This window comes from Acinetobacter sp. YH12255 (assembly GCF_013417355.1).
In the GTDB taxonomy this organism is placed as follows: Bacteria; Pseudomonadota; Gammaproteobacteria; order Pseudomonadales; family Moraxellaceae; genus Acinetobacter; species Acinetobacter pseudolwoffii.
This window is the reverse complement of the sequence record NZ_VPEC01000035.1, coordinates 1-21,941: the sequence shown is the minus strand read 5'-3', so window position 1 is coordinate 21,941 and position 21,941 is coordinate 1. Positions and strand designations below refer to the sequence as shown.

Sequence of the window (21,941 nt, the reverse complement as noted above, 5' to 3'; positions counted from 1 at the left end):
AAGGTCTTGCTCTACTTTCTTTAAGCTTTCAGTCAAGTATTTCATTGCAAGTTTTTTTAAAATTTAATACCTAAATTGTATATGTTTGACTATATTTGTCAATATAATTATTTACTATCAATCACTCCCCCATCTGAATAAAAAAACCTGCATTATTGATGCAGGTTTTTTACGGATACTCGGTTATTTCTTATTTGGCTTTACGCTCTTTTTCAATCAGGTAATTCACCACCTGAATTACTTTGGCATCATTGCCCTGCACAATATATTTACCATTGACAGTCACCGCCGGTACGCCGCTTAACTGATATTGAGCAGCCAGATTTTTGGCCTGGGCAATTTTTGACGAAATCGGGAATGATTTATAAGTCGTGTTAAATTTTGCTTCAGAAATACCATAACGGGTATAGAACTTGGCCAGTTGTGCCTGTTCTAAAATTGGGCGCTGCTTGTCATGAATATCATGGAATAACTGCAAATGGGCTTTTTGGCGTACACCCAAGGCTTCAGACACATAATAAGCACGTGCCGCCTGTTCCCAGAGTGGATTCATCGCAGCAGGTGTACGTACAAAACGAACATCTTTAGGTAATTTTTTCAACCAGCCCTGCATATGTGGTTCCAGCATGAAACAGTGACCACAGCCATACCAGAAGAATTCACGTACTTCAATTTTGCCCGGTTTTTCGACTTTGACTGGTTGTGCGACCACCTGATAGTCCTGACCTGCCACAAAATTGGCCATAGCACTGCCGGAAAAGGCCAAAACAGATGCGGCAACAGCGCCTAAAAGGAATTTTTTCATTGGGATTATCGTCCTCTAAATCATTATGCTTAGTGTATGGGTTCACTATAAATCAATTATGCCGATTTCGTTTTCATTCTGTGAACTTTTTTGCTGCTTTTATCGCTTTTTCTGCCAGAAACGCTACACTAAAGCAGAGGACTGATTTTCAAGGTTTTAAGTCAGTCACTCTGGCCATTCGGCCCCTATGTATTTTTAGATAATCACGACTGATTGAGGTGACACCGATGTCGCAATTGAATGTTGATCCACAAGAAATTGCCAAGTTTGAAGCATTTGCAGCTATATGGTGGGATCAGCATTCTGAGTTCCGCCCCTTGCACATGATTAATCCGCTACGTTTAAACTGGATTGATGAACATGCCGGTGGCCTGAGCGGCAAGAAAATCCTGGATGTCGGCTGTGGTGGCGGCATTCTGGCCGAAAGTATGGCGCGCCGCGGTGCCGATGTACTCGGCATCGATATGGGTGCTGCCCCGCTGAATGTGGCGCAGATTCATGCCGAACAGGAAGGTGTCAGCAATATCGAATACCGTCAGGTGCCGGTCGAGCAACTGGCAGAGGAGCAGGCTGGCCAATACGACATTGTGACCTGCATGGAAATGCTGGAACATGTGCCAGATCCGGCCTCGATTATTCAGGCCTGTCACAAGCTGGTCAAGCCAGGTGGCCATGTGTTCTTCTCGACCATTAACCGTAATCCGAAATCGTATTTATTTGCCATTATTGGTGCAGAATATGTGCTGCGGATGCTGGCCAAAGGCACCCATGATTACAGCAAATTTATCAAGCCGTCCGAGCTGGCGCACGATATTCGCAATGCCGGCTTAAAACTCAAAGACATGACCGGTCTGCACTACAATCCGCTCACCAAACGCTACTGGCTGGCACCAAATGCCGATGTCAACTATATGGTCTATACAGTCAAAGAAAGCCAGAACGAGACCAGCACATGAAAGCCGTTTTATTTGACCTCGATGGCACCCTGATTGATACCGCGGCCGATTTTATCCGGATTATCCAGCAGATGTGCCGTGAAGAAGGCCGCGCGCTGGTCGAACCCGAACTGATCCGGACTCAGGTCTCCGAAGGCGCACGCGCCATGGTGAAACTGGTCTATCCGGAAATGCAGCTGGAAGATCCGGTATTTCTGCAACATCGTCAGCGCTTTCTGGACAGGTACGGCGCAGATATTGCAGTCGATACCGATCTGTTTGACGGCATGTATCCTTTACTGGAACAACTGGAAGCACAGGATATTCCCTGGGGTATCGTCACCAATAAACCACGCTGGCTCAGTGAGGCTTTACTGAAAGCACTGAATTTGAGTGAACGCTGTGCCGTGCTGGTCTGTCCGGAAGATGTCACCCGAACCAAGCCTGATCCTGAACCGATGTATCTGGCTGCCAAGCAACTGAATCTTGCGGCTGAAGACTGTATTTATATCGGCGATCATCCGCGCGATATTGATGCGGGGCGTCATGCCAAGATGCCAACCGTTCTGGCAGCTTATGGTTATTTACCACTGCAATACAAAGATGACTTAACAGCCTGGCAAGCCGACTATATAGTGGATACTGTTGCAGAATTACATCAGCTGATTCAGACCTTGCTACTCAAACAGCCGACTGCGGTATCTTAAAAGCTTAAAACTGAACAATAAGAAATGAGGAGGTAGATAATGAAATATTCAGCATATCAACCTCGCCCCGATCTGCTCAAAGATCGTATTATCCTGATCACAGGTGCGGGCGATGGCATTGGACGTGCAGCAGCAATCAGTTATGCCCTGCATGGTGCAACTGTGGTGCTGCATGGACGTACCTTAAACAAACTCGAAGTCATCTATGATGAAATTGAAAGTTTAGGTGCGCCGCAACCTGCCATCTTGCCGCTACAGCTTTCGAGCGCCTCGGAACGTGATTATGAACTTTTGCTGGATACCCTGGATCGTCAGTTTGGCCGTCTGGACGGAATTCTGCATAATGCCGGGATTTTAGGTGAACGGGTTCCGCTGGCGGATTATCCGGTGAATGTCTGGGATGATGTCATGGCGGTCAATCTGCGGGCACCTTTTATCATGACCCAGGCGCTGTTGCCCTTATTAGAAAAATCCGAGCATGCTTCGGTGGTGTTTGCCAGTTCAGGTGTAGGCCGCGAAGCCCGCGAACGCTGGGGCGCTTATTCGGTGTCTAAAATTGCCATTGAAGCGGTGAACCAGTTATTTGCCAAAGAGCAGGTGCATCCGAATATCCGCTATAACTGCATCAATCCCGGGGCAACACGTACTGCCATGCGCGCCAAGGCCTATCCCAATGAAGATCCAAAGACCCTGCCTACACCCGATTCCATTATGCCGGCCTATCTGTATCTGATGGGTGATGACAGTCTGCATATGAATGGTCAGAGTATCGATGCACAAGATTAAAACATCTTGATTTAATATCAGCAAGCGCCTGCTGTTGCTGTCCCACAATTGTATTGAGTGGATTTTGGATACGCGAGTGTGACAGGAATGTCACACCTTAGCCATCCTGACAAGGATGTTGGGTATGGCGCACAAAAGACTTTTGCCTACTTTGGGTCTGTCAAAAGTAGGATTTCGTCGACATAAGCCATTTAAATATCTGAAGAAAAGATGATGAGACAGCAGTGCAGTAATCGCTGCCTTTTCATTTCCGTTTGAGCTTCGCACAGTGAATAAATCTTCCGCAGCCTGATACAGCCAGCCTTGAGTTCCCCTCAAATTACAGCATACTAAGCTCCAACAAATTTCACTCGAGTGCACCATGACTGAATTAAACAACATGACCGTAAGCAACCTGGAAGATGGCATGGTTTCACTGTTGATCGATCAACAGCCGATTTCAGAAAAATATGACACCAAGTTTGAAGCCAGTATTGTGGATGACATCAAGGCACTCGAAAATGGTCAGAAACTGAAATTATTCGATCAGTTTGTTTTTTCACATAGTGATCTGAATTTTGAACATGCGTATTATTATGTGACCGGAATTGAAAAATTAGACGATCGCTATCGTCTGGCCAAGCATTTTGTTTATCGCATTAAAATTGAAGGCCAACCCGAAATCGAGCATGTGATCAGCAATCAGGGGAAAGCCATGACTGCCGAAGATGTCCGTAGCTTTATTCAGGCACATGTACAGAAATCACTTAACGATTATACCGATCTGAATTACGCATATTAAAAGCCACGCAATTTATATCTATGAGGGCACTTCCTAAAAGTGCCTTTTTTTAGCCTGTGTTTTATCAGCCTGACAATCAATCGATTTTTTATATCAAATTTATAAAATTATTCGGTTTTTCAAATAAATTGTTCTGAGCTATGCTTTTCTGATCCCATATAGCTTAAATCAGGAACACAGCATGGCTGACCAAAAACGTAAAATTGACACCATTCGCCGCATCGAACATTTGCAGTTATCCGAGGCTCTCATTGTGGCACTCGATGATGCAGTTCAAGCTGAATCGGTGGCTGCAGCGATTCAGTCCTTGCAAGGTTTGACCGAGCAATGGAATTAATATCCAGAAAGTTTTTAGAATTTTCTGTGTTTTAAGCCGATCATAAATCGTTTCGGTGTGACTTCAATGCTGTTTTTTTGAGCTAAATCATCGATTTTAGCTTGCATGTTTGCCCCCACTTTGATGAGATAAGAACTAGGCTCAGCCTGTCGGGTCATCGGACAAATGCGCAGCCTAAGCTCATGTAAAATCATGACATAATCATAATATCTCTGCATTTGTTATAAAACTGGTGCCTGTTCTTCACAGTTTCTCTGTAATCTTTCCGTATATTAGACACAGTAGAACATGAACGATTTAATGAGGGTTCAACATGAAAAAGGTTTTGGTGGCATTAGCGATCTCCTGCAGTACATTCATGCTGAGTCATGTTGCAATAGCCTCCCCTCATTTCAATGCTGAATCACAAATGGATAGCCGTCATGGGCATGGCAAGAAAGGCCGTGAATTCCGTGAAAATGATCAAGGGCAACATGATAAACGCCGTATGCGTGAAGAACGCGGAGTCAAACGCCTGCAACAGCTCAGATGGCAGCCTGGCTATGTCATGCCGCAACATTATCGTGGCAATGGCTATAAAGTCGAATATAAAGAGCATAACCTGCCTCGACCAGATCGCAAACAGCAGTGGTATAAAATTAACAATGACTATATTCTGGTCAATTCTGAAAATAACAGCATTATCCGGATTGTGGGGGATTAATTCACCATCCTGTTCAAGCTCCGATCCTCTTATCGACTCAACCATGTTTGGGTCTTTTTTATTTTCAGCAATTGAAATTTTTTGAATTAAAACTCCTGCTGATTTTCACACTTTTGGTTCAAGTGATTTATCTTCTAAATTTCTTCATGAATTTAACAATTTAACTAAATAGCCCTCACGCTTTCTATGTACTTATTCGCTAATTTAATCTCATCGAAATCAGATCTACATTTTAGGTGAGAGCCATGAAAAAAGTCCTAACTACAATTGCGTTATCCCTAAGTGCTTTGTTGGCTACTTCTGCAATGGCAGCACCACAGCATGATCCGCGTTATAACCATAATCCGCATAAACCGGCACCGCACTGGAATGCCAAAGACAGTAAAAAATGGAATGACGACCGTCGCTGGAATGATGACCGCCGCCATAACAACCGTATGGTTAATCCAAGCCGTGACTGGCGCGTAGGACAAAGCTTACCGCGTCAATACGATAACAAGCGTTTTGAAGTCAGTGATCGCGAAGCTCGCCGTTTACCGAATACCGGCCGTTTCCAGCAATGGTACAAAGTCAACAATGACTACGTTCTGGTCAATGAACGTAGCAATAGAATTGTACGAATCATCAATTAATTTTTCTCCATTGCTGCTCGTCTTGCAGACACCTGAAGTACCCTTCAGGTGTTTTTTTATTTCTGCACTTCCACTTGCGTTTTTTTTCATTAGAATCAAAGCTGGATCTTCAATCATTGAAATAGGCACAGGCATGACTTCAGCAGAAACCTCACACAGCACAACATTGCAATATGTGCACTGGTTTCGCCATTCTGCGCCTTATATCAATGCGCACCGCAACAAAACCTTTGTAATCATGTTTGATGGTGAAGCGGTCTTAAATGACAATTTTCAACATATCATTCACGATATCGCCTTATTGCACTCTTTGGGCATTCGGCTGATTCTGGTACATGGTGCGCGTCCGCAAATTAACCAGAATCTGGCGCAGAGCCAGATCAGTACGCCCTTTCATCAGCAGCGCCGGGTAACCACACGTGAATCCTTAAGCTGTGTGATGAATGCGGTCGGTTCGATTCGTCTGCAAATTGAAGCCCTGCTGTCTATGGGACTGGCCAACTCACCGATGTATGGTGCCCGTATTGATACGGTTTCAGGAAATTTTGTGACGGCCAAACCTTATGGCATTCGTGATGGCATAGACTTTCAGCTCACTGGTGAAGTCCGCGCGGTCGATACCGATGCGATTCAGCGACATCTGGACAGCCATAATATTGTGGTGCTTGGCCCGACTGGTTATTCCACCACCGGCGAAGTTTTTAATCTATTGGCTGAAGAAGTTGCGACCAAAACTGCGATTCGACTGAAGGCAGATAAGCTGATTTTTCTGGGCAAGCAGCATGGTTTAATGGACAGTAACGGCCAGCTCAAACGCGAAGTCACCCCGCAACAGCTGGATGACTATATTCCGGCAGAACAAGATGGGCTTGAAAGAGGCTTGCAACTTAAGGCAGCACAAGAGGCCTCCATGAACGGCGTACATCGGGTGCACCTGATTTCCTATGCCTATGATGGTGCGCTACTTGAAGAGCTGTTTACCCGTGATGGTTCTGGCACCTTGGTCACTGACGCGCATTATGAAGAAGTGCGAATGGCAGATATTCAGGATGTCGGTGGCCTGATCGGCTTGCTGCGTCCATTAGAAGAAGAAGGGATTCTGGTCTATCGTTCCCGTGAGCGTCTGGAAAATGAAATTAACCAGTTTGCCGTGATTGAACGGGATGGCATGATTCTGGCCTGTGCAGCCCTTTACCCGATTCCGACCACGGGCGATGAATTACGTTCTGCAGAAATTGCCTGTGTCGCAGTGCATCCAAGTTATCGCCAGTCCAATCGCGGTAGCCAGATCTTGCATTATCTTGAAGAAAAAGCCAAAAGCATGCAGATTCAGCAGCTGTTTATTTTAACCACGCGTACCGCGCACTGGTTTCTGGAACAGGGCTTTGAACCGGCTTCAGTCGATGATCTGCCGGATGCCCGTCAGGCTTTTTATAATTATCAACGCAATTCCATTGTTTGCAAAAAGTCACTTTAAAGTGACTTTTTCTTTTGGTGCCTTAGCTTAATTTCAGATAAAGATATCTTGTAATTTTGATTTAGTTGTTAAGATTGTATTGCTGCTTTTCAGATAAACATATCAACATATTTAACTTAAAAATATAATTATATATTTCAAAATCTTAATTAACTTAAATAGTAAATATTCATTTTTATATAAATCACTTTTTCGCATAAGTTTTGCGCTTTTTTATTTATCTTTTTTCTTCATTAGAAATTCCTGAATAGTTATTTTTTTAGAAAAACAAAAACGATTAGCGTGTCCCTAAGTTTTCATTCAATAGTTTGTCATTTTCGGGAGTTTTGATTCATGCGCCAATCTCATGTTCAGTTTTTAACAAAGACTGTGGTACTCGGTACTGCGATGGCGGGTGTCATGATGCTTTCAGGCTGCTCGAAAAAGGAAGATACCCTTACCCTGAATATCGGTTTTCAAAAATACGGCGTATTACCGATTTTAAAAGAACGCGGCACGCTGGAAACGACCTTGAAGCAACAAGGGATCAATGTGAAATGGGTAGAATTTCCTGCTGGTCCGCAACTGCTTGAGGGACTGAACGTTGGCAGCGTCTCTTTTGGTGAAGCCGGTGAAGCACCGCCGATTTTTGCTCAGGCGGCCAACTCAAATCTGGTCTATGTGGCCAATCAGCCGCAAGCACCTAAAGCCGAAGCCTTAATTGTACCGAAAGATTCACCAATCCAGTCCATTCAGGATCTGAAAGGCAAACGGGTGGCCCTGAACAAAGGTTCAAATGTGCATTACTTACTGTTAAAAGTTCTGGAAGCCAACCAGCTTGGCCTTGATGATATCGAAGTAATTTATTTACCCCCTTCCGATGCACGTGCTGCATTTGAACGTGGTGCAGTCGATGCCTGGGTGATCTGGGATCCGTTTTTTGCAGCTGCTGAACATCAGATTGGTGCGCGTGTCATTGCCAGTGGTGAAAATGTGGTGAGCAACCACCAGTTCTATCTGGCAGATCGCAAGTTCGCAGAAAGCCATCCTCAGGTGGTACAGGCAGTTGTCAATGAATTGAACCTGACCACGGACTGGGTGGCAAAAAATCAGGATGCTGCTGCTCAGCTCCTGCAAAAACCGACAGGTCTGGCCGTCGATGTCTTAAAAACCTCTATTTCACGCATGGGCTTCGGTGTTAAACCCCTCACGACTGACGTGATTCAAAAACAGCAACAGGTCGCCGATGCGTTTTATGCGCAGCAGCTAATTCCACAAAAGCTGAATATTGATGCAGCAATTATTAAATAACAGCAGAATACTTTGAGAATAAAAATGAGTCATTTAAAAACAGTTTTTTATATCAGCTTAGCGTTATTGAGCTTTAGTCTGACTGGCTGCCAGAAACAGGAATCACAGCAAACGGCTGCTGCAGAAACTAAAGCAGCACAACAGGTACAAAGCATTGCGATTGGCTTTCAGAAATCAGCCTTGAATCTGCTGGTAGCACGCAATGAAAAGCTGTTAGAACAACAATTTCCCAATACCAAAATTGAGTGGAAAGAGTTTCCGGCGGGTCCACAAATGCTGGAAGCACTGGCAGTCGGTGCAGTGGATTATGGCTATGTAGGGAATACCCCACCCATTTTTGCCCAGGCTGCAGATAAAGCCCTGAGCTATGTAGCCTTTGAAAAAGTGGCTGGAAACTCTTTGGCCGTGGTCGTGCCGAAAGACAGTGCCATCCAGACGATTCAACAGTTGAAAGGAAAACGGATCGCGGTGCAGAAAGGTTCAAGTGCCCATGAACTTCTGGCCAAAACTCTGGAAAAAGCCGGCTTAAGCTGGCCAGAGATTCAAGCCGTCTGGCTTCCACCCGCGGATGCACGTGCTGCTTTTGACAAAAAAGCCATTGACGCCTGGGCAATCTGGGATCCCTTCCTGGGCGCAGCCGAGTTCGACAGCCAGGTGAAGGTACTGATTGAATCCAGTGACTTTCCGCAAACCTACTCCTTTTATATCGGCAATCCCGAATTTATTCAGAAGCATCCGGATAGTCCCGAGAAGTTTATTCAGGCTTTAAATGCCTCTGACCAGTGGATTCTTAAAAACCAGGCTGTAGCCCTAGATATTTATCAGAAAAGTACCGGTCTGAAACCAGAAGTGGCAAAGCTTGCATTTGAGCGTCGTCTTAAACCTTCGCCGGTTCAGCCTTTAACGACGGAAGTGATCAAAGCCCAACAGAATATTGCCGATCTCTTCCAGCAGGTTCAACTGATTCCCAAAACCATCAGCGTCCAGCAACAGATCTGGTCGCCAGCAGCTACACATTGATTAGCAAAAAAGATCATTTAATTTAAGGAATATCACATGAAAATTTTCTGGTTTATCCCAACACATGGTGACAGTCGCTACTTGGGCACCAGCAAAGGTGCACGCCAAGTCGATCATGCCTATATGAAGCAGATTGCAGTTGCGGTCGATAATTTAGGTTATGAAGGTGTCCTGATTCCCACAGGCCGTTCATGTGAAGATCCTTGGTTAACAGCAGCAAGTTTGATTGATGCAACGAAAAAATTAAAATTTCTGGTGGCACTTCGTCCCGGGGTGACCACACCTGCGCTGGCGGCACGTATGGCTGCAACCTTTGACCGTTTATCCAATGGCCGGGTGCTGCTAAATCTAGTGACTGGTGGTGATGAGCAGGAACTAAAAGGTGACGGCGTCTATGAAGATCACAAAACCCGCTATAAAACGGCCACTGAATACACCACCATCTGGCGTGAAATTTTAAAACGTTCACATACTGGTGAAAGCTTCACTTTCCACGGCGAACGCTTAAGTGTCGATGATGCCAAACTCCTCTATCCACCTGTACAACAGCCACATCCGCCACTCTGGTTCGGTGGTTCTTCAGATGATGCGGTTGAACTGGCCACCGATCAGGTGGACACTTACCTGACCTGGGGTGAACCACCTGCTGCCGTGAAAGAAAAAATTGAAAATGTGCGTGCCAAGGCAGCCGCTAAGGGTCGTGAACTGAGCTACGGTATTCGCCTGCATGTGATTGTGCGTAAAACCAATGAACAGGCCTGGGCGGCAGCAGAAGAACTGATTCAATATGTCGATGATGCCACCATCGCTGCGGCCCAAGCCAAGTTCAAATCTATGGATTCGGTCGGTCAGCGTCGTATGGCTGAATTGCACAACGGCGACCGTAGCAAGCTGGAAGTATCGCCAAACCTCTGGGCCGGTGTAGGACTGGTGCGTGGTGGCGCAGGGACTGCATTGGTCGGTGACCCAGCAACTGTCGCAGCACGTATTCAGGAATATGCGGACTTAGGAATTGATACTTTCATTTTTTCTGGTTACCCGCATCTGGAAGAATCCATCCGTTTTGCCGAACTGGTGTTCCCATTCCTTCCACTGGAAACCCAGAAAAAATTGGCTCAACCAAACTTGACGGGTCCATTCGGTGAAATCGTAGCGAATAACTACACACCGGATGAGAACAAGCAGGCTGAGAAAATTCAGGAGTCTGCTTAATGTCGAAAGTCGTTTCCGTTGAAACCCTCTTAGAAAAGCAGGTTTCACGTGGAACAATTCTGGGGCGGTATTTGCTGCCCTGGCTGGTTCCAGTTGTATTGATTGCCATTTGGCAAATTGCTTCCAGCACAGGTCTACTGGAAAGCCGGATTTTGCCTGCACCCAGTGCAGTGATTTTGGCCTTCTGGAATTTATTGCTCAGCGGCGAACTCCAGACTCATGTACAAGTCAGCGCAGGACGTGCCATCAGCGGCTTATTGGTCGGTGGTGGTTTAGGTCTGTTATTGGGTCTGTTAAATGGTTCATCCAAAATCGCCTCTACCCTGCTCGATACCACTTTGCAGATGATCCGCAACATTCCGGCGCTCGCGCTGATTCCATTGGTGATTCTCTGGTTCGGCATTGATGAATCCGCCAAACTGTTTTTAGTCGCGATCGGGGTATTTTTCCCGATTTATATCAATACCTATCACGGAATTCGCTCAGTCGATCCACAATTGATCGAGATGGGTAAAAGCTATGGCCTCACGCGTTGGCAGCTGTATAAAGAGATTATTCTCCCGGGAGCAATGCCTTCCATTTTAGTCGGGCTACGCTTTTCTCTAGGGCTGGTCTGGGTGCTTTTGATTGTTGCCGAAACGATTTCTGCCCAGTCCGGTATTGGCTATATGACCATGAATGCACGCGAATTCCTGCAAACGGATATCGTCCTGGTCGGTATTTTACTCTATGCCCTGCTCGGTAAACTGGCCGATGTGCTGGCAGTCGCCTTAGAACGATTCCTGCTGCGCTGGCATGCCGGCTATCAAAAATAAATTGAAATGAGGAGCATGTAATGACTGATCTGAGTTTAGGGCGTCATGTCAATGACCCGATTGCACCACCCGAGCAACCTGCGAAAGATATCAATCCGAATGCAGCCCTTGGTGCCGAAATCATTATTGAACAATTGCACAAATTTTATGGTTCAGTCAAAGTTCTGGAAGATCTGGATCTGCATATTCAACCGGGCGAATTTCTAGCGATTGTCGGTCGTAGTGGTTGTGGTAAAAGTACCCTTTTGCGCCTGATTGCTGATCTGGAAAAACAGAGTTATGGCGAAATCAAGTTTAAATCCGCACGGCATATCCGTGAAGGAATTACTGCAGATGATATTCGGGTGATGTTTCAAGACCCGCGCCTGCTGCCATGGCGTAGCATCGAACAGAATGTACAATTAGGCCTCGGCAAAGAGCAACATGCCAAAGCTTCACACATGCTGGAAAAAGTGGGCTTAAAAGAAAAAGCCGGGCTGTGGCCATCACAGTTGTCTGGCGGTCAACGTCAACGGACTGCCCTAGCACGTGCATTATCGCATCAGCCCCGTATTCTGCTGCTGGATGAACCACTCGGCGCCCTGGATGCCCTGACACGTCTGGAGATGCAAAACCTGATCGAACGCTTATGGACCGAGCAAGGCTTTACCGCGATTCTGATGACTCATGATGTCAGTGAGGCAGTGCAACTGGCAGACCGGATTATCCTGCTGGATAAGGGTCATATTGCCAAAGAGTTTCGGGTTGGCTTGCCACGTCCACGGCAAAAAAGTCTGAAATTTGCAGAACTGGAACAGCAAGTCTTACAGGCAGTTTTGGCCACCTAAATATCCGATGAAGCCCAGAATAGGGGAGTTTTGGGTTTCATCTTCAAGCCAAGTCCTGAGCTGAATTTAAAACTGCAGGCTAATCCGGGTCATAAAAGCATTCATTTTCTGACTCTATTTCAAAATAAAAATATTTCAATAATTTAAGTATTTTCATAAACTTGCATTTTTTGCTCTGGCTTGATGCATTTAAGCCATTTTAAATATTGATCTAGAGAATAAATCATCATTATTCAAAAAATTAGCCATGGACTGTGTGCACAAATCTGATGATTTGCCGTACAATTGAGGATTCCCATTTTTTCATTGTTTTTTATATTTGCTAATGGAACAAAAAAAGAGTACTCAAAAACGCAACCAGCTGCTGAATGCTGCACTAGATGTATTTTCCCTGTACGGTTTTAATGGGGCAAGTCTAGATGAAATTGCACAGATTGCAGAAATGCATAAGTCGAATATTTTCTATTATTATGAAAATAAAGAAGCCCTCTATGTAGAGGTATTGACCACCGTTCTACAAAAATGGCTGGCGCCTTTACAAACCCTTGAGGCCGAACTTGAGCCTGAAGAAGCGATTACCAACTATTTAATGCAAAAAATTGAAGTATCGCGTACCCAGCCTAAAGCATCTCGTTTGTTTGCTTTAGAGGTGATCCAAGGCGCACCGCATATACTGGAAATTTTAAAAGGCCCGCTAAAGAAACTGGTGAAGCGTAAGGCCAAAGTCATTTCTAACTGGCAGGAACAGGGCAAGATTTCAGCAGATATCGATCCTGAATTGCTGATTCTGAATATTTGGGCCCTTACCCAGAACTATGCAGATTTTTCGACCCAGATGGAAATGGTGACAGGGAAAACCTTGCGTAACCGCAGTATGCAGCAACGCATTATCCAGCATACGGTCAATATGATGTTATACGGCGTGATTCCACGTACGGATAAATAAGCAAGCGCTTCTGATTGGCATACGACCATAGCTGCTATGGTCGCCGAGCAAACTTACCCTTCTCTCTTATTTTACCATTCGATATAAATCTAATAACTTTTTCGCACCCAGTAACAGGTTTTCTTCCCAGTCCAGATGCGCAGTCTCATTGGCCCCATCCGTAATATACTTGACTGAAATCAGGCGAACACCGAGCTTCTTACACACTTTTGCCAGGGCATAACCTTCCATATCGACCAGATGACATGGCACTTTCGCACTACCGGTTTCAAAACTGTCGCCTGTCCCGCAAATTCCTTTGGGTAAATGTTCAAAGAAAGCCTCCAGTTCAATCGCGGCAGGATAATCCTGATCCATGGGTGTTACACCGACTTCAAAACCAAGTGGTGAAACATCCATATCACGCTGTACAAACTGACTGACTTCAATCAGTTCATGGGCATTAAAATGCGAGCTGCCAGCTGTACCCAAATTCAGCAAGGTTGTGCAGCCCGTTTTTTGAATCACCTCGAAGGCTTTAAAGGCTGCGTTCACTTTACCAATCCCGCTGTAATGCACATTTATGCCTTGAGCTTCAAACAAGCCTTTTGATTCATTGGGTAGCGCCATGATGAGTGCCAGATTGGACATTTGAAATACCTGATACAAAGAAAAATACAAAGAAAAGCGCTGACATTAGAAAGCAAAATTCGCTGAATGAAAAGCAGGAATGCGCTGATCGGATCCATTTAAAGCGTCGAAAAACAATCTGATTTGATATTCAGGAAAATGAATTTTCAAGAAAAATATTGCATAAAAACACAACAACAAGACGAAACGGCGAGATTATGGCAATATATAGCCTCTCGATATTTCCAAGCACTTGATTTGCCCATGCAGCTGCTCCGTCTAAATGCTTTAGCATCTCATTCTGAACTACCCAAAACGGCCTTGACGATCGGCAATTTTGACGGCGTGCATTTAGGTCATCAGGCGATGATCCGTCAGCTGCAACAGGTGGCTGAAGCACAGGGTTTAAAATCTGTTGTAATGATTTTTGAGCCGCAACCTCTTGAATATTTTAAGGGTTATGAAGCCCCACCGCGGATTTCATCCTTACGTGAAAAAGTCGAATACCTGACTGAACTCGGTGTGGACTATATTGCGGTGGCGAAATTCGATCATACTTTTCGCAGCCTGACCGCAGAAGCCTTTGCCGATATTTTAAAAGAAAAACTGAATGCCCGGCATCTGGTCTTAGGCGATGATTTTCACTTTGGTAAAAATCGCCAGGGCAACAGCGAATTCCTGCGCAATTATGGCTTTGAAGTGACCAATTTAAATACTATTGCGCTAGATGGTGAACGCGTCAGTTCCACCCGGATTCGCCAGACCTTGCAAGCCGGTGATTTAGCCTTGGCCGCACAATTGCTGGGTCGTCCTTATAGCATTACCGGGCGGGTGCAATATGGCGATCAGATTGGTCGAACCATTGATTTTCCCACTATTAATGTACGGCTCAACCGTCATAAGCCCTGCCTGAAGGGAATTTATGGGGTTGAAGTTATTTGCGAAACACAATCCTTAAAAGACAAAGTAAAAGCTGACTCTGCAACTCAAACCGGTATTGCGGGTTATGACCCGACTGCCCTGTTTGGGGCAGGGCATGTCGGCACACGTCCAGCCATTAAACAAGCACATCCAGAGTGGCGATTAGAAGTACATTTTCCAAATGTTTCTGCTAATCTGTATGGCCTGTTGATGCGGGTGACGTTCTTAAACTATTTACATGGCGAAAAGGACTATCCTTCGCTTGAAGCGCTAAAAGCCGGAATTGATGATGATGTCGAGAAACTGCTTGAGTTTCGTCGAAATCACCCCACATTTCCCTTTTAATATCCCATATTTTTATTGTAAAACGTGTCAGTGACATAACTGATTAGATTGGAAGACGACTTGCATGAGCGATAAGCAAACTCCTGAAAATGCAGTGGACTATAAAGCCACGCTAAACCTCCCAGGTACTGACTTTGCAATGAAAGCAAATTTGGCAGTACGTGAAGCGAAATGGTTAGAAGAGTGGTATGCCGACAACATTTATCAGCAGATTCGTGAATCGCGTACTGGCAAGAAAAAATACGTGCTTCATGACGGCCCTCCCTATGCAAATGGTCAAATCCATTTGGGTCATGCGGTCAATAAAGTATTAAAAGACATCATCATCAAAAGCCGTGTCATGGATGGTTTTGACGCACCCTATGTACCGGGCTGGGACTGTCACGGTCTGCCAATCGAACTGAAAGTTGAAGAAAAAGTCGGTAAAGTCGGCGTCAAGGTAGATGCCTCTACCTTCCGTAAAGCCTGCCGTGAATATGCCTACACCCAAGTTGAACTGCAAAAGAAAGACTTCGTGCGTATGGGTGTATTCGGTGATTGGAACAACCCTTACCTGACCATGAACTTCAAACAGGAAGCCGACATCGTACGTTCATTGGGTGCGATTGCCAAAGCCGGTCATATCGAGCCGGGTCTGAAACCGGTGAACTGGTGTCTGGACTGTGGTTCATCTTTGGCTGAAGCTGAAGTTGAATATGAAGATAAAAAATCAGATGCCATTGATGTCGGTTTTACGGTGGTTGATTTAGCGGATTTATCTGCACGTTTGGGTGTAACTGTTAGTGATTCAACAGACATCGTCATCTGGACCACCACGCCTTGGACACTACCTGCCAACCAGGCCGTTGCTGTACATGCCGAAATTGAGTATCAACTGGTGAAAGCACGTGGTGACGAAAAAGCAGCACAAAACTTTATCCTGGCCAAAGATCTGGTGGAATCTGCAACTGAGCGTTATGGTTTTACTTCATTCGAAGTAATTGCAAGCTTTAGCGGTAGCAAACTTGAACACCTTGTTCTGCAACATCCTTTAATTAGCGATCGTCAAGTACCAGTGATCTTGGGCGAACACGTGATTGCCACCAGCGGTACCGGTGCAGTTCATACCGCACCCGGCCATGGTGTGGACGACTATAAAGTGGGCTTATTGTACAACTTGAAGGTTGACAATCCAGTCGGCGGAAATGGGGTGTATTTACCGACTTCGCCACTGTTTGCGGGTGAGCACATTTATAAAGCCAATCCACAAATTATTGCGGCGCTGGGTGAAGCCAATAAGCTGTGGGCACATAAGCCAATCAAGCATAGCTACCCACATTGCTGGCGTCATAAAACCCCAATTATCTTCCGTGCCACACCACAATGGTTTATCAGCATGGATGCCAAAGGCCTGCGTCAGGGCGCGTTGAATGCGATTGAAAATGACATCCAATTCGTTCCAGATTGGGGTAAAAACCGAATTCAGGCCATGATCGAAGGTCGTCCGGACTGGTGTATTTCACGTCAACGTACTTGGGGCGTGCCAATTCCGTTCTTCGTACATAAAGACACCAATGAATTGCACCCACGTACACCTGAATTAATCGAAATCGTAGCAAAACTGATTGAACAAGAAGGCATTGATGGTTGGTACAACCGTGATGCATCTGAATTCATCGGTGCGGACGCGGAGCAATACAATGCTGTACGCGATACGCTAGACGTTTGGTTCGACTCTGGTACCACCCATTATGCGGTACTGCGTGAACGTGAAGACTTAACTGATCCTGCTGATTTGTATCTTGAAGGTTCAGACCAGCACCGTGGCTGGTTCCAGTCATCGTTATTGACCTCGATTGCCATCAATGAACGCGCACCGTATAAAGGCTTGCTGACTCACGGTTTCGTGGTCGATGAAAAAGGCCGCAAGATGTCGAAATCAATCGGTAATGTAATCACACCGCAAGACATCATTAAAGATATGGGGGCAGACGGCTTGCGTTTCTGGATCGCCTCTGCGGATTACCGTTATGAAATGACCGCGGGTAAAGAAATCTTTAGCCGTGCATCCGATGGTTATCGTCGTATCCGTAACACCTTGCGTTTCTTGTTAGCGAACTTGAATGGCTTCAAACCTTCAACAGATGCATTACCAGTCGATCAGTTGATTGCACTGGATCAATACATCCTGCAACGTGCAGCGGAAGTTCAGAAAACCGTTCAGCAAGCTTATGAAGATATGAACTTCCATATCGTGACCAGCGCATTAACTAACTTCTGTATCAACGACCTCGGTGGTTTCTACCTCGACATCATCAAAGACCGTCAATACACCACCAAAGCGGACTCAAAAGCGCGTCATTCTGCACAAACTGCGTTGTATCATTTGGTACAGGCCTTTGTGCGCTGGATGGCACCGATCCTGAGCTTTACTGCACAAGAAGCTTGGCCACTTATTCCTGAGCAATCAGAGAAATATGTATTCACCACTGAATGGTATGACATTCCGGTCGCGTCTACAGCCAACGTGATTTCAGAAGCAGAATGGCAAACCCTGATTGCGGTGAAGTCGGCCGTGAACAAGTTTATTGAAACTGCACGTGGTGCCAAAACAGTCGGCTCGAACCTGTCGGCGAAAGTTGAACTGTGGGCAACTACAGAACTGAAAACCGTACTTGACCGTCTCGATGATGAATTACGCTTCGTTCTGATTACCTCGCAAGTGATCGTGAACGAGTTTGAGGCTACACAAGGTGAAGCCTCAGATCTTGAAGGGCTTAACGTGAAAGTCTCTGCGGCAGATGGCGAGAAATGTGTACGCTGCTGGCACGTGCTTCCGGATGTAAATACACATAGCTCACATCCAGGACTCTGTGGCCGTTGTATTATTAACCTTCCTACAGGCCAAGGCGAAGAGAGAAAATATGCCTAATACCCAGACTAAAAAGGGCTTATTCCAGTTCTATCCACATAATTTATGGTGGATTGGGCTGGCCATTGTGGCGATCATTCTGGATCAATGGACCAAATGGATTGCAGTGACGAATCTGAACTATGCAGATCCTATCCCTGTGCTGCCCTTTTTAAATTGGACACTATTGCATAACTATGGCGCTGCCTTTAGTTTTCTGTCCGATGCGGGTGGTTGGCAACGTTATTTCTTTACTTCACTGGCAGGGATTGTGTCTGTGATCTTTGTTTTTTGGCTGATGCGTATGCCAAAAAACATGAAGGTTTTACCGCTAGCAATTGCCCTGATTTTGGGTGGTGCAATCGGTAATTTAATCGACCGGGTCAGTCTCGGCTATGTGGTCGATTTTATTCATGTGTATTACCAGAACAGCCACTTCCCTGCTTTCAATATCGCAGACAGTGCCATCACGCTTGGCACTATTCTGATGCTAATTGATACCTTTTTCTTAGAAAAACATCGAATTCAACGGGCGCAAGCACAACATGACTGATTTTATTCATCCTAATGAAGAAACCCGGGTTGCAGACGGCTCTAAGGTCGAGCTGCACTTTTCTGTCGCGATCGAAAATGGCGTAGAAATTGACAATACTCGTAGCCGTGAAGCACCAGTCAGCCTCACGATTGGCGATGGCAATTTATTACCGGGCTTTGAAAAAGCACTGTTTGGTTTACGTGCCGGTGACCGTCGTACCGTAAGTCTGCCTCCGGAAGATGCTTTTGGTCCGTGGAATCCGGAAAACATCCAGAAGTTCGATACGGTGAAGTTTGGAGAACGTCCGATCGAGGGTCACATGATCGAGTTTGAAGACAAAGCCAAGGCGACTTTGTATGGTGTGGTACGTTCAGTCAATGATGACATCACCGAAGTGGACTTTAACCATCCACTGGCAGGCAAGAACATCACCTTTGAAGTGGAAATCTTTAAAGTAACCCCTGCCGGTCAGCAAGGCCTAAAGTTGATGTAAAACATCTGCTAATCGCATGATTTTTAAAAGCTCCTTCGGGAGCTTTTTTATGCTCAGGATACAAATCATCTCTAGTCACCTCTCTGAAATCTGATTAATTTAATTGGATGATAAGAAACCCAGAAAGGAATAGGCATGAAAATTTATATTGTGGTCGGCAGTGTACGTGAGGGGCGTACCGCGCTTAAAGTGGCGCACTGGGTACTGCAGGAAATTAAAAGCTATGGTTTTAGTACGCTTGAAATTGAAATTGTCGATTTAAAAGAATGGGCTCTTCCACTCTTTAGCGGTGCTCATCCGCCACTGACCGGGATCTATGATCAGCCCAAACAGCAAGACTGGGCAGACAAAATTGCGCGCGGCGATGCCTTTATTTTTATCACACCTGAATATAATCATGGCTACAGCCCTGCGCTAAAAAATGCGCTGGATTACCTCGCCAAGGAATGGCAAGGCAAACCGGCAGCCTATATTGGTTATGGTGTCACCAACGGTTCACGTTCAATAGACCAGATTCGTCAGGTCGGGACTCAACTTGGACTGATCGATACCAATGCCGTGATTGAAATCCGTGACATCTTCGCAAGAAATAAGGATTATTCGTTCCAGGGCAATGAATTTGATACTAAAAATCTAAAAGTAGTGGTGGATAAATTAATTCAGTATGTCAGTGCTTGAGACTTTAGCCGACAGCATCGTAGGTTTTCGCCTACAGCGACCGCTGCATTTAGCGGCTATGTACTACGCTTAGTTAGGACTATAGTCACTACATAGACAGACAGGACGTCTGCAAAGCGATACGACAACAATAACAAGCGCAAATCAACAGGACGTTGACAGATTAGACAGGAGTCAGATCTGAGAAGCAAATCCAGAAAAGCCTCAACAGGATGTTGAGGCTTTTTTGTTTTAAAGCTTAGATCCTGCTCAAACTAAAATATTCAGGTTGGGTTTAATGATTGATTTAATAAAAACGATGGACTGCTGCTTTGGTTAAATAGTCATTCTTTCACTGCTATTTTTGAAATTCACCTGTCAGCTTTGACCTACAATCGATGCAGTCAAATGCCCTATTGGGCTGCACTACTTCGGGCTATATTCGAGTCATACCAAGACAGGCAGTCTTGTCAGAAAAATAAAAAGATTTACAAAGCAGGATGCTGATCGGTATAACAGACATTATACCTTTGCCAGAATATGAAAAGGCCTTCACAGGATGTCGAGGCCTTTTTCTTTCATATCAGGATCATCTTAAAAAAAAATTTATTCAGATCGTCAGCAGATCATGAGCATTCTGCCTCGCTCGATATTTCATGTCCAAATGCAGCCTTTCAAACAAAGGATTAAGGTGCGGTCATTTTTAATAACTTGGCTTGCGTGCCATCCTGAATTATCCAAAGCGTACCATCACTGGCCTGAATCGCGCCACGAATCCGCTCCTTCATATCCACACGCTGGACTTCTTTGACCGGATTCTGTGTCGTATCCACAATCACAAGCGCCTTGGAAGACAAACCAGTCGTGATCGCTTTATTTTTCCATTGTGGAAATACATTTCCTGTATAAAACAACAGATCTGAAGGAGAAATGACCGGCGTCCAATCCAGTGCTGGCGCTTCAAATTCCGGGCGAGTAGCATGGTCGGGAATGGGCTTGCCATCATAATGATCACCATTTGACACCACTGGATAGCCATAATTTTTAGCTTTGATGATCTTATTCAGCTCATCCCCACCTTTGGGACCCATTTCAATCACCCAGAACTGCCCCTGTGGATCAAAAGCCATGCCTAAAGGATTGCGGTGTCCAAGACTCCAGATCTGCTGGGCAATTTTACCCTGATTCATAAAAGGATTATCAGCAGGAATTGAACCGTCATCATTTAAACGAATAATTTTACCGGCATTGGACTGCATATCCTGTGCTGGAGTAAATTGCTGCCGTTCCCCTGAACCGATCCAGAGCTTGCCATCCGGTCCAAATACAATCCGGTGTGCATAATGTCCCTGCCCTGAAAATTTAGGGACTTGAGTCCAGATCCGTTCAATTTGAGTCAATTGAGGGGCAGTCTGGTTTAAATCCAGTTTGCCACGGATCACCACTGCGCCATAGCCACCCTGACCTTGTTCAGCATAGCTGAGATAGACCCACTGATTGTTTGCAAAATCCGGATGTAAAGCGACTTCACCCAAGCCTCCTTGGCCACCATAGGCAACTTGAGGAATACCTTTAACTTCGACTTTCTGCTTGGTACGTGGATCAAAAAGTTGTAATTTTCCTTTACGTTCGGTAATCAGTAAACGGCCATCTTTGAGTGATGCAATTGCCCACGGCTCATTAAATTGTGCCACCTGTGCGATCTTATATTTTTGTACATTTGAGGCTGTAGCTTCAGATTTAGAAGATGAGGTGGAAGCCTCTTGAATACTGCCAGAAGATGAGTTATCGGCATGACAGGCAGTCAATGCCAAAGCACAACAACTGAGTAAAATTTTTATTTTAAATTGCGCTACCATCATCCTCTCCACGCTTTTTTATTCTCTAAATTAATATCACAATACACAAGTCTTCACAGAAATTCAGCATAGAAAAGTAAACAGATATATTTGCAGCAACAGCAGAGACTCGTTTTATAGTATTTGAATGGCTTTGATTTTACTTTTGGATCTAGCATCTAAATACCTGCCCCAATTTCATCTACTTATAATATTATCCCGCGCACAAAAAAACACCCCCAACTGTTAAGTTGGGGGTGTTTCGAATAATGAGCTGGCGATGACTTACTCTCACATGGGTAACCCCACACTACCATCAGCGCAAAGAGGTTTCACTTCTGAGTTCGGGAAGGGATCAGGTGGTTCACTCTTGCTATTGT

The 21,941-nt window shown here is 45.2% G+C and carries 23 protein-coding genes and 1 rRNA gene; 19 read left to right on the top strand and 5 right to left on the bottom strand.

Translation table 11 applies throughout. The annotated features are described in order from the left end of the window. Positions 1-190: 190 nt before the first annotated feature. The gene (locus FTV30_RS12755) at positions 191-805 is read right to left on the bottom strand and encodes a thiol:disulfide interchange protein DsbA/DsbL (RefSeq protein WP_005173368.1); all 615 of its coding nucleotides are present in this window, start codon (positions 803-805) and stop codon (positions 191-193) included. Between the two features lie 227 nt (positions 806-1,032). Between FTV30_RS12755 and ubiG the strand changes: the two genes are divergently transcribed. The 5 genes from ubiG (at position 1,033) to FTV30_RS12730 (ending at position 4,351) form a co-directional block, all read left to right on the top strand. Then, the gene (ubiG, locus tag FTV30_RS12750; protein ID WP_180001722.1) at positions 1,033-1,761 is read left to right on the top strand and encodes a bifunctional 2-polyprenyl-6-hydroxyphenol methylase/3-demethylubiquinol 3-O-methyltransferase UbiG; all 729 of its coding nucleotides are present in this window, start codon (positions 1,033-1,035) and stop codon (positions 1,759-1,761) included. Beyond that, positions 1,758-2,447, top strand: a complete 690-nt coding sequence (locus FTV30_RS12745) for an HAD family hydrolase (protein WP_159516510.1) — start codon at positions 1,758-1,760, stop codon at positions 2,445-2,447. Before ubiG ends, FTV30_RS12745 begins: the two co-directional genes overlap by 4 nt. A gap of 39 nt (positions 2,448-2,486) precedes the next feature. Then, entirely contained in the window at positions 2,487-3,233 is a 747-nt protein-coding gene (locus FTV30_RS12740; RefSeq protein ID WP_180001721.1) for a YciK family oxidoreductase, read from the top strand. A gap of 361 nt (positions 3,234-3,594) precedes the next feature. Further along, positions 3,595-4,014: a hypothetical protein gene (locus FTV30_RS12735; protein WP_074383818.1), complete on the top strand. Its 420-nt coding sequence runs from the start codon at positions 3,595-3,597 to the stop codon at positions 4,012-4,014. 181 nt (positions 4,015-4,195) lie between these two features. Beyond that, complete coding sequence (locus tag FTV30_RS12730) at positions 4,196-4,351, top strand: hypothetical protein (RefSeq protein WP_005173373.1); 156 nt, start codon at positions 4,196-4,198, stop codon at positions 4,349-4,351. Positions 4,352-4,365: 14 nt separating this feature from the next. Here FTV30_RS12730 and FTV30_RS12725 read toward each other — a convergent pair whose 3' ends face one another. Then, entirely contained in the window at positions 4,366-4,545 is a 180-nt protein-coding gene (locus tag FTV30_RS12725) for a hypothetical protein (RefSeq protein WP_225553372.1), read from the bottom strand. 119 nt (positions 4,546-4,664) lie between these two features. Between FTV30_RS12725 and FTV30_RS12720 the strand changes: the two genes are divergently transcribed. The 9 genes from FTV30_RS12720 (at position 4,665) to FTV30_RS12680 (ending at position 13,273) form a co-directional block, all read left to right on the top strand. Then, positions 4,665-5,054: an RcnB family protein gene (locus tag FTV30_RS12720; protein WP_005173376.1), complete on the top strand. Its 390-nt coding sequence runs from the start codon at positions 4,665-4,667 to the stop codon at positions 5,052-5,054. A gap of 245 nt (positions 5,055-5,299) precedes the next feature. Continuing rightward, complete coding sequence (locus tag FTV30_RS12715; protein ID WP_005173379.1) at positions 5,300-5,686, top strand: RcnB family protein; 387 nt, start codon at positions 5,300-5,302, stop codon at positions 5,684-5,686. A gap of 133 nt (positions 5,687-5,819) precedes the next feature. After that, positions 5,820-7,163, top strand: a complete 1,344-nt coding sequence (gene argA / locus FTV30_RS12710; protein ID WP_180001720.1) for an amino-acid N-acetyltransferase — start codon at positions 5,820-5,822, stop codon at positions 7,161-7,163. A gap of 333 nt (positions 7,164-7,496) precedes the next feature. Beyond that, on the top strand, positions 7,497-8,453 hold the full coding sequence (locus FTV30_RS12705) for a sulfonate ABC transporter substrate-binding protein (RefSeq protein ID WP_064102562.1): 957 nt from the start codon (positions 7,497-7,499) through the stop codon (positions 8,451-8,453). Positions 8,454-8,477: 24 nt separating this feature from the next. Next, positions 8,478-9,473, top strand: a complete 996-nt coding sequence (locus FTV30_RS12700; protein ID WP_180001719.1) for an aliphatic sulfonate ABC transporter substrate-binding protein — start codon at positions 8,478-8,480, stop codon at positions 9,471-9,473. A 36-nt stretch (positions 9,474-9,509) separates the two neighbouring features. Next, positions 9,510-10,685 (top strand): FMNH2-dependent alkanesulfonate monooxygenase, encoded by a 1,176-nt coding sequence (gene ssuD / locus FTV30_RS12695; RefSeq protein ID WP_180001718.1) that lies wholly within the window; start codon positions 9,510-9,512, stop codon positions 10,683-10,685. Further along, positions 10,685-11,500, top strand: a complete 816-nt coding sequence (ssuC, locus tag FTV30_RS12690) for an aliphatic sulfonate ABC transporter permease SsuC (protein WP_180001717.1) — start codon at positions 10,685-10,687, stop codon at positions 11,498-11,500. Before ssuD ends, ssuC begins: the two co-directional genes overlap by 1 nt. A gap of 20 nt (positions 11,501-11,520) precedes the next feature. After that, positions 11,521-12,327, top strand: coding sequence for an ABC transporter ATP-binding protein (locus FTV30_RS12685; RefSeq protein WP_180001716.1), 807 nt, complete (start codon positions 11,521-11,523; stop codon positions 12,325-12,327). A gap of 325 nt (positions 12,328-12,652) precedes the next feature. Beyond that, entirely contained in the window at positions 12,653-13,273 is a 621-nt protein-coding gene (locus tag FTV30_RS12680) for a TetR family transcriptional regulator C-terminal domain-containing protein (protein WP_005173402.1), read from the top strand. A gap of 66 nt (positions 13,274-13,339) precedes the next feature. Here FTV30_RS12680 and FTV30_RS12675 read toward each other — a convergent pair whose 3' ends face one another. Continuing rightward, a complete protein-coding gene (locus FTV30_RS12675) occupies positions 13,340-13,903 on the bottom strand; it encodes a 5'-nucleosidase (protein WP_100357021.1) in 564 nt (187 codons plus the stop codon). Between the two features lie 243 nt (positions 13,904-14,146). On the opposite strand from FTV30_RS12675, the gene ribF reads away from it, so the two are divergent. The 5 genes from ribF (at position 14,147) to FTV30_RS12650 (ending at position 19,744) form a co-directional block, all read left to right on the top strand. After that, the gene (gene ribF, locus FTV30_RS12670) at positions 14,147-15,148 is read left to right on the top strand and encodes a bifunctional riboflavin kinase/FAD synthetase (protein WP_180001715.1); all 1,002 of its coding nucleotides are present in this window, start codon (positions 14,147-14,149) and stop codon (positions 15,146-15,148) included. Positions 15,149-15,212: 64 nt separating this feature from the next. Then, a complete protein-coding gene (gene ileS, locus FTV30_RS12665) occupies positions 15,213-18,059 on the top strand; it encodes an isoleucine--tRNA ligase (protein WP_180001714.1) in 2,847 nt (948 codons plus the stop codon). Then, the gene (gene lspA / locus FTV30_RS12660) at positions 18,052-18,591 is read left to right on the top strand and encodes a signal peptidase II (protein WP_074383807.1); all 540 of its coding nucleotides are present in this window, start codon (positions 18,052-18,054) and stop codon (positions 18,589-18,591) included. The genes ileS and lspA overlap by 8 nt, the downstream gene beginning before the upstream one ends. Beyond that, the gene (locus FTV30_RS12655; RefSeq protein ID WP_100354970.1) at positions 18,584-19,066 is read left to right on the top strand and encodes a peptidylprolyl isomerase; all 483 of its coding nucleotides are present in this window, start codon (positions 18,584-18,586) and stop codon (positions 19,064-19,066) included. Before lspA ends, FTV30_RS12655 begins: the two co-directional genes overlap by 8 nt. 135 nt (positions 19,067-19,201) lie before the next feature. After that, the gene (locus FTV30_RS12650) at positions 19,202-19,744 is read left to right on the top strand and encodes an NADPH-dependent FMN reductase (protein ID WP_100354971.1); all 543 of its coding nucleotides are present in this window, start codon (positions 19,202-19,204) and stop codon (positions 19,742-19,744) included. Between the two features lie 665 nt (positions 19,745-20,409). On the opposite strand, the gene FTV30_RS12645 is transcribed toward FTV30_RS12650, so the two are convergent. Then, a complete protein-coding gene (locus tag FTV30_RS12645; protein ID WP_074383804.1) occupies positions 20,410-21,582 on the bottom strand; it encodes a PQQ-dependent sugar dehydrogenase in 1,173 nt (390 codons plus the stop codon). Between the two features lie 251 nt (positions 21,583-21,833). Beyond that, a 5S ribosomal RNA gene (gene rrf / locus FTV30_RS12640) occupies positions 21,834-21,941 on the bottom strand; the annotation flags it as partial.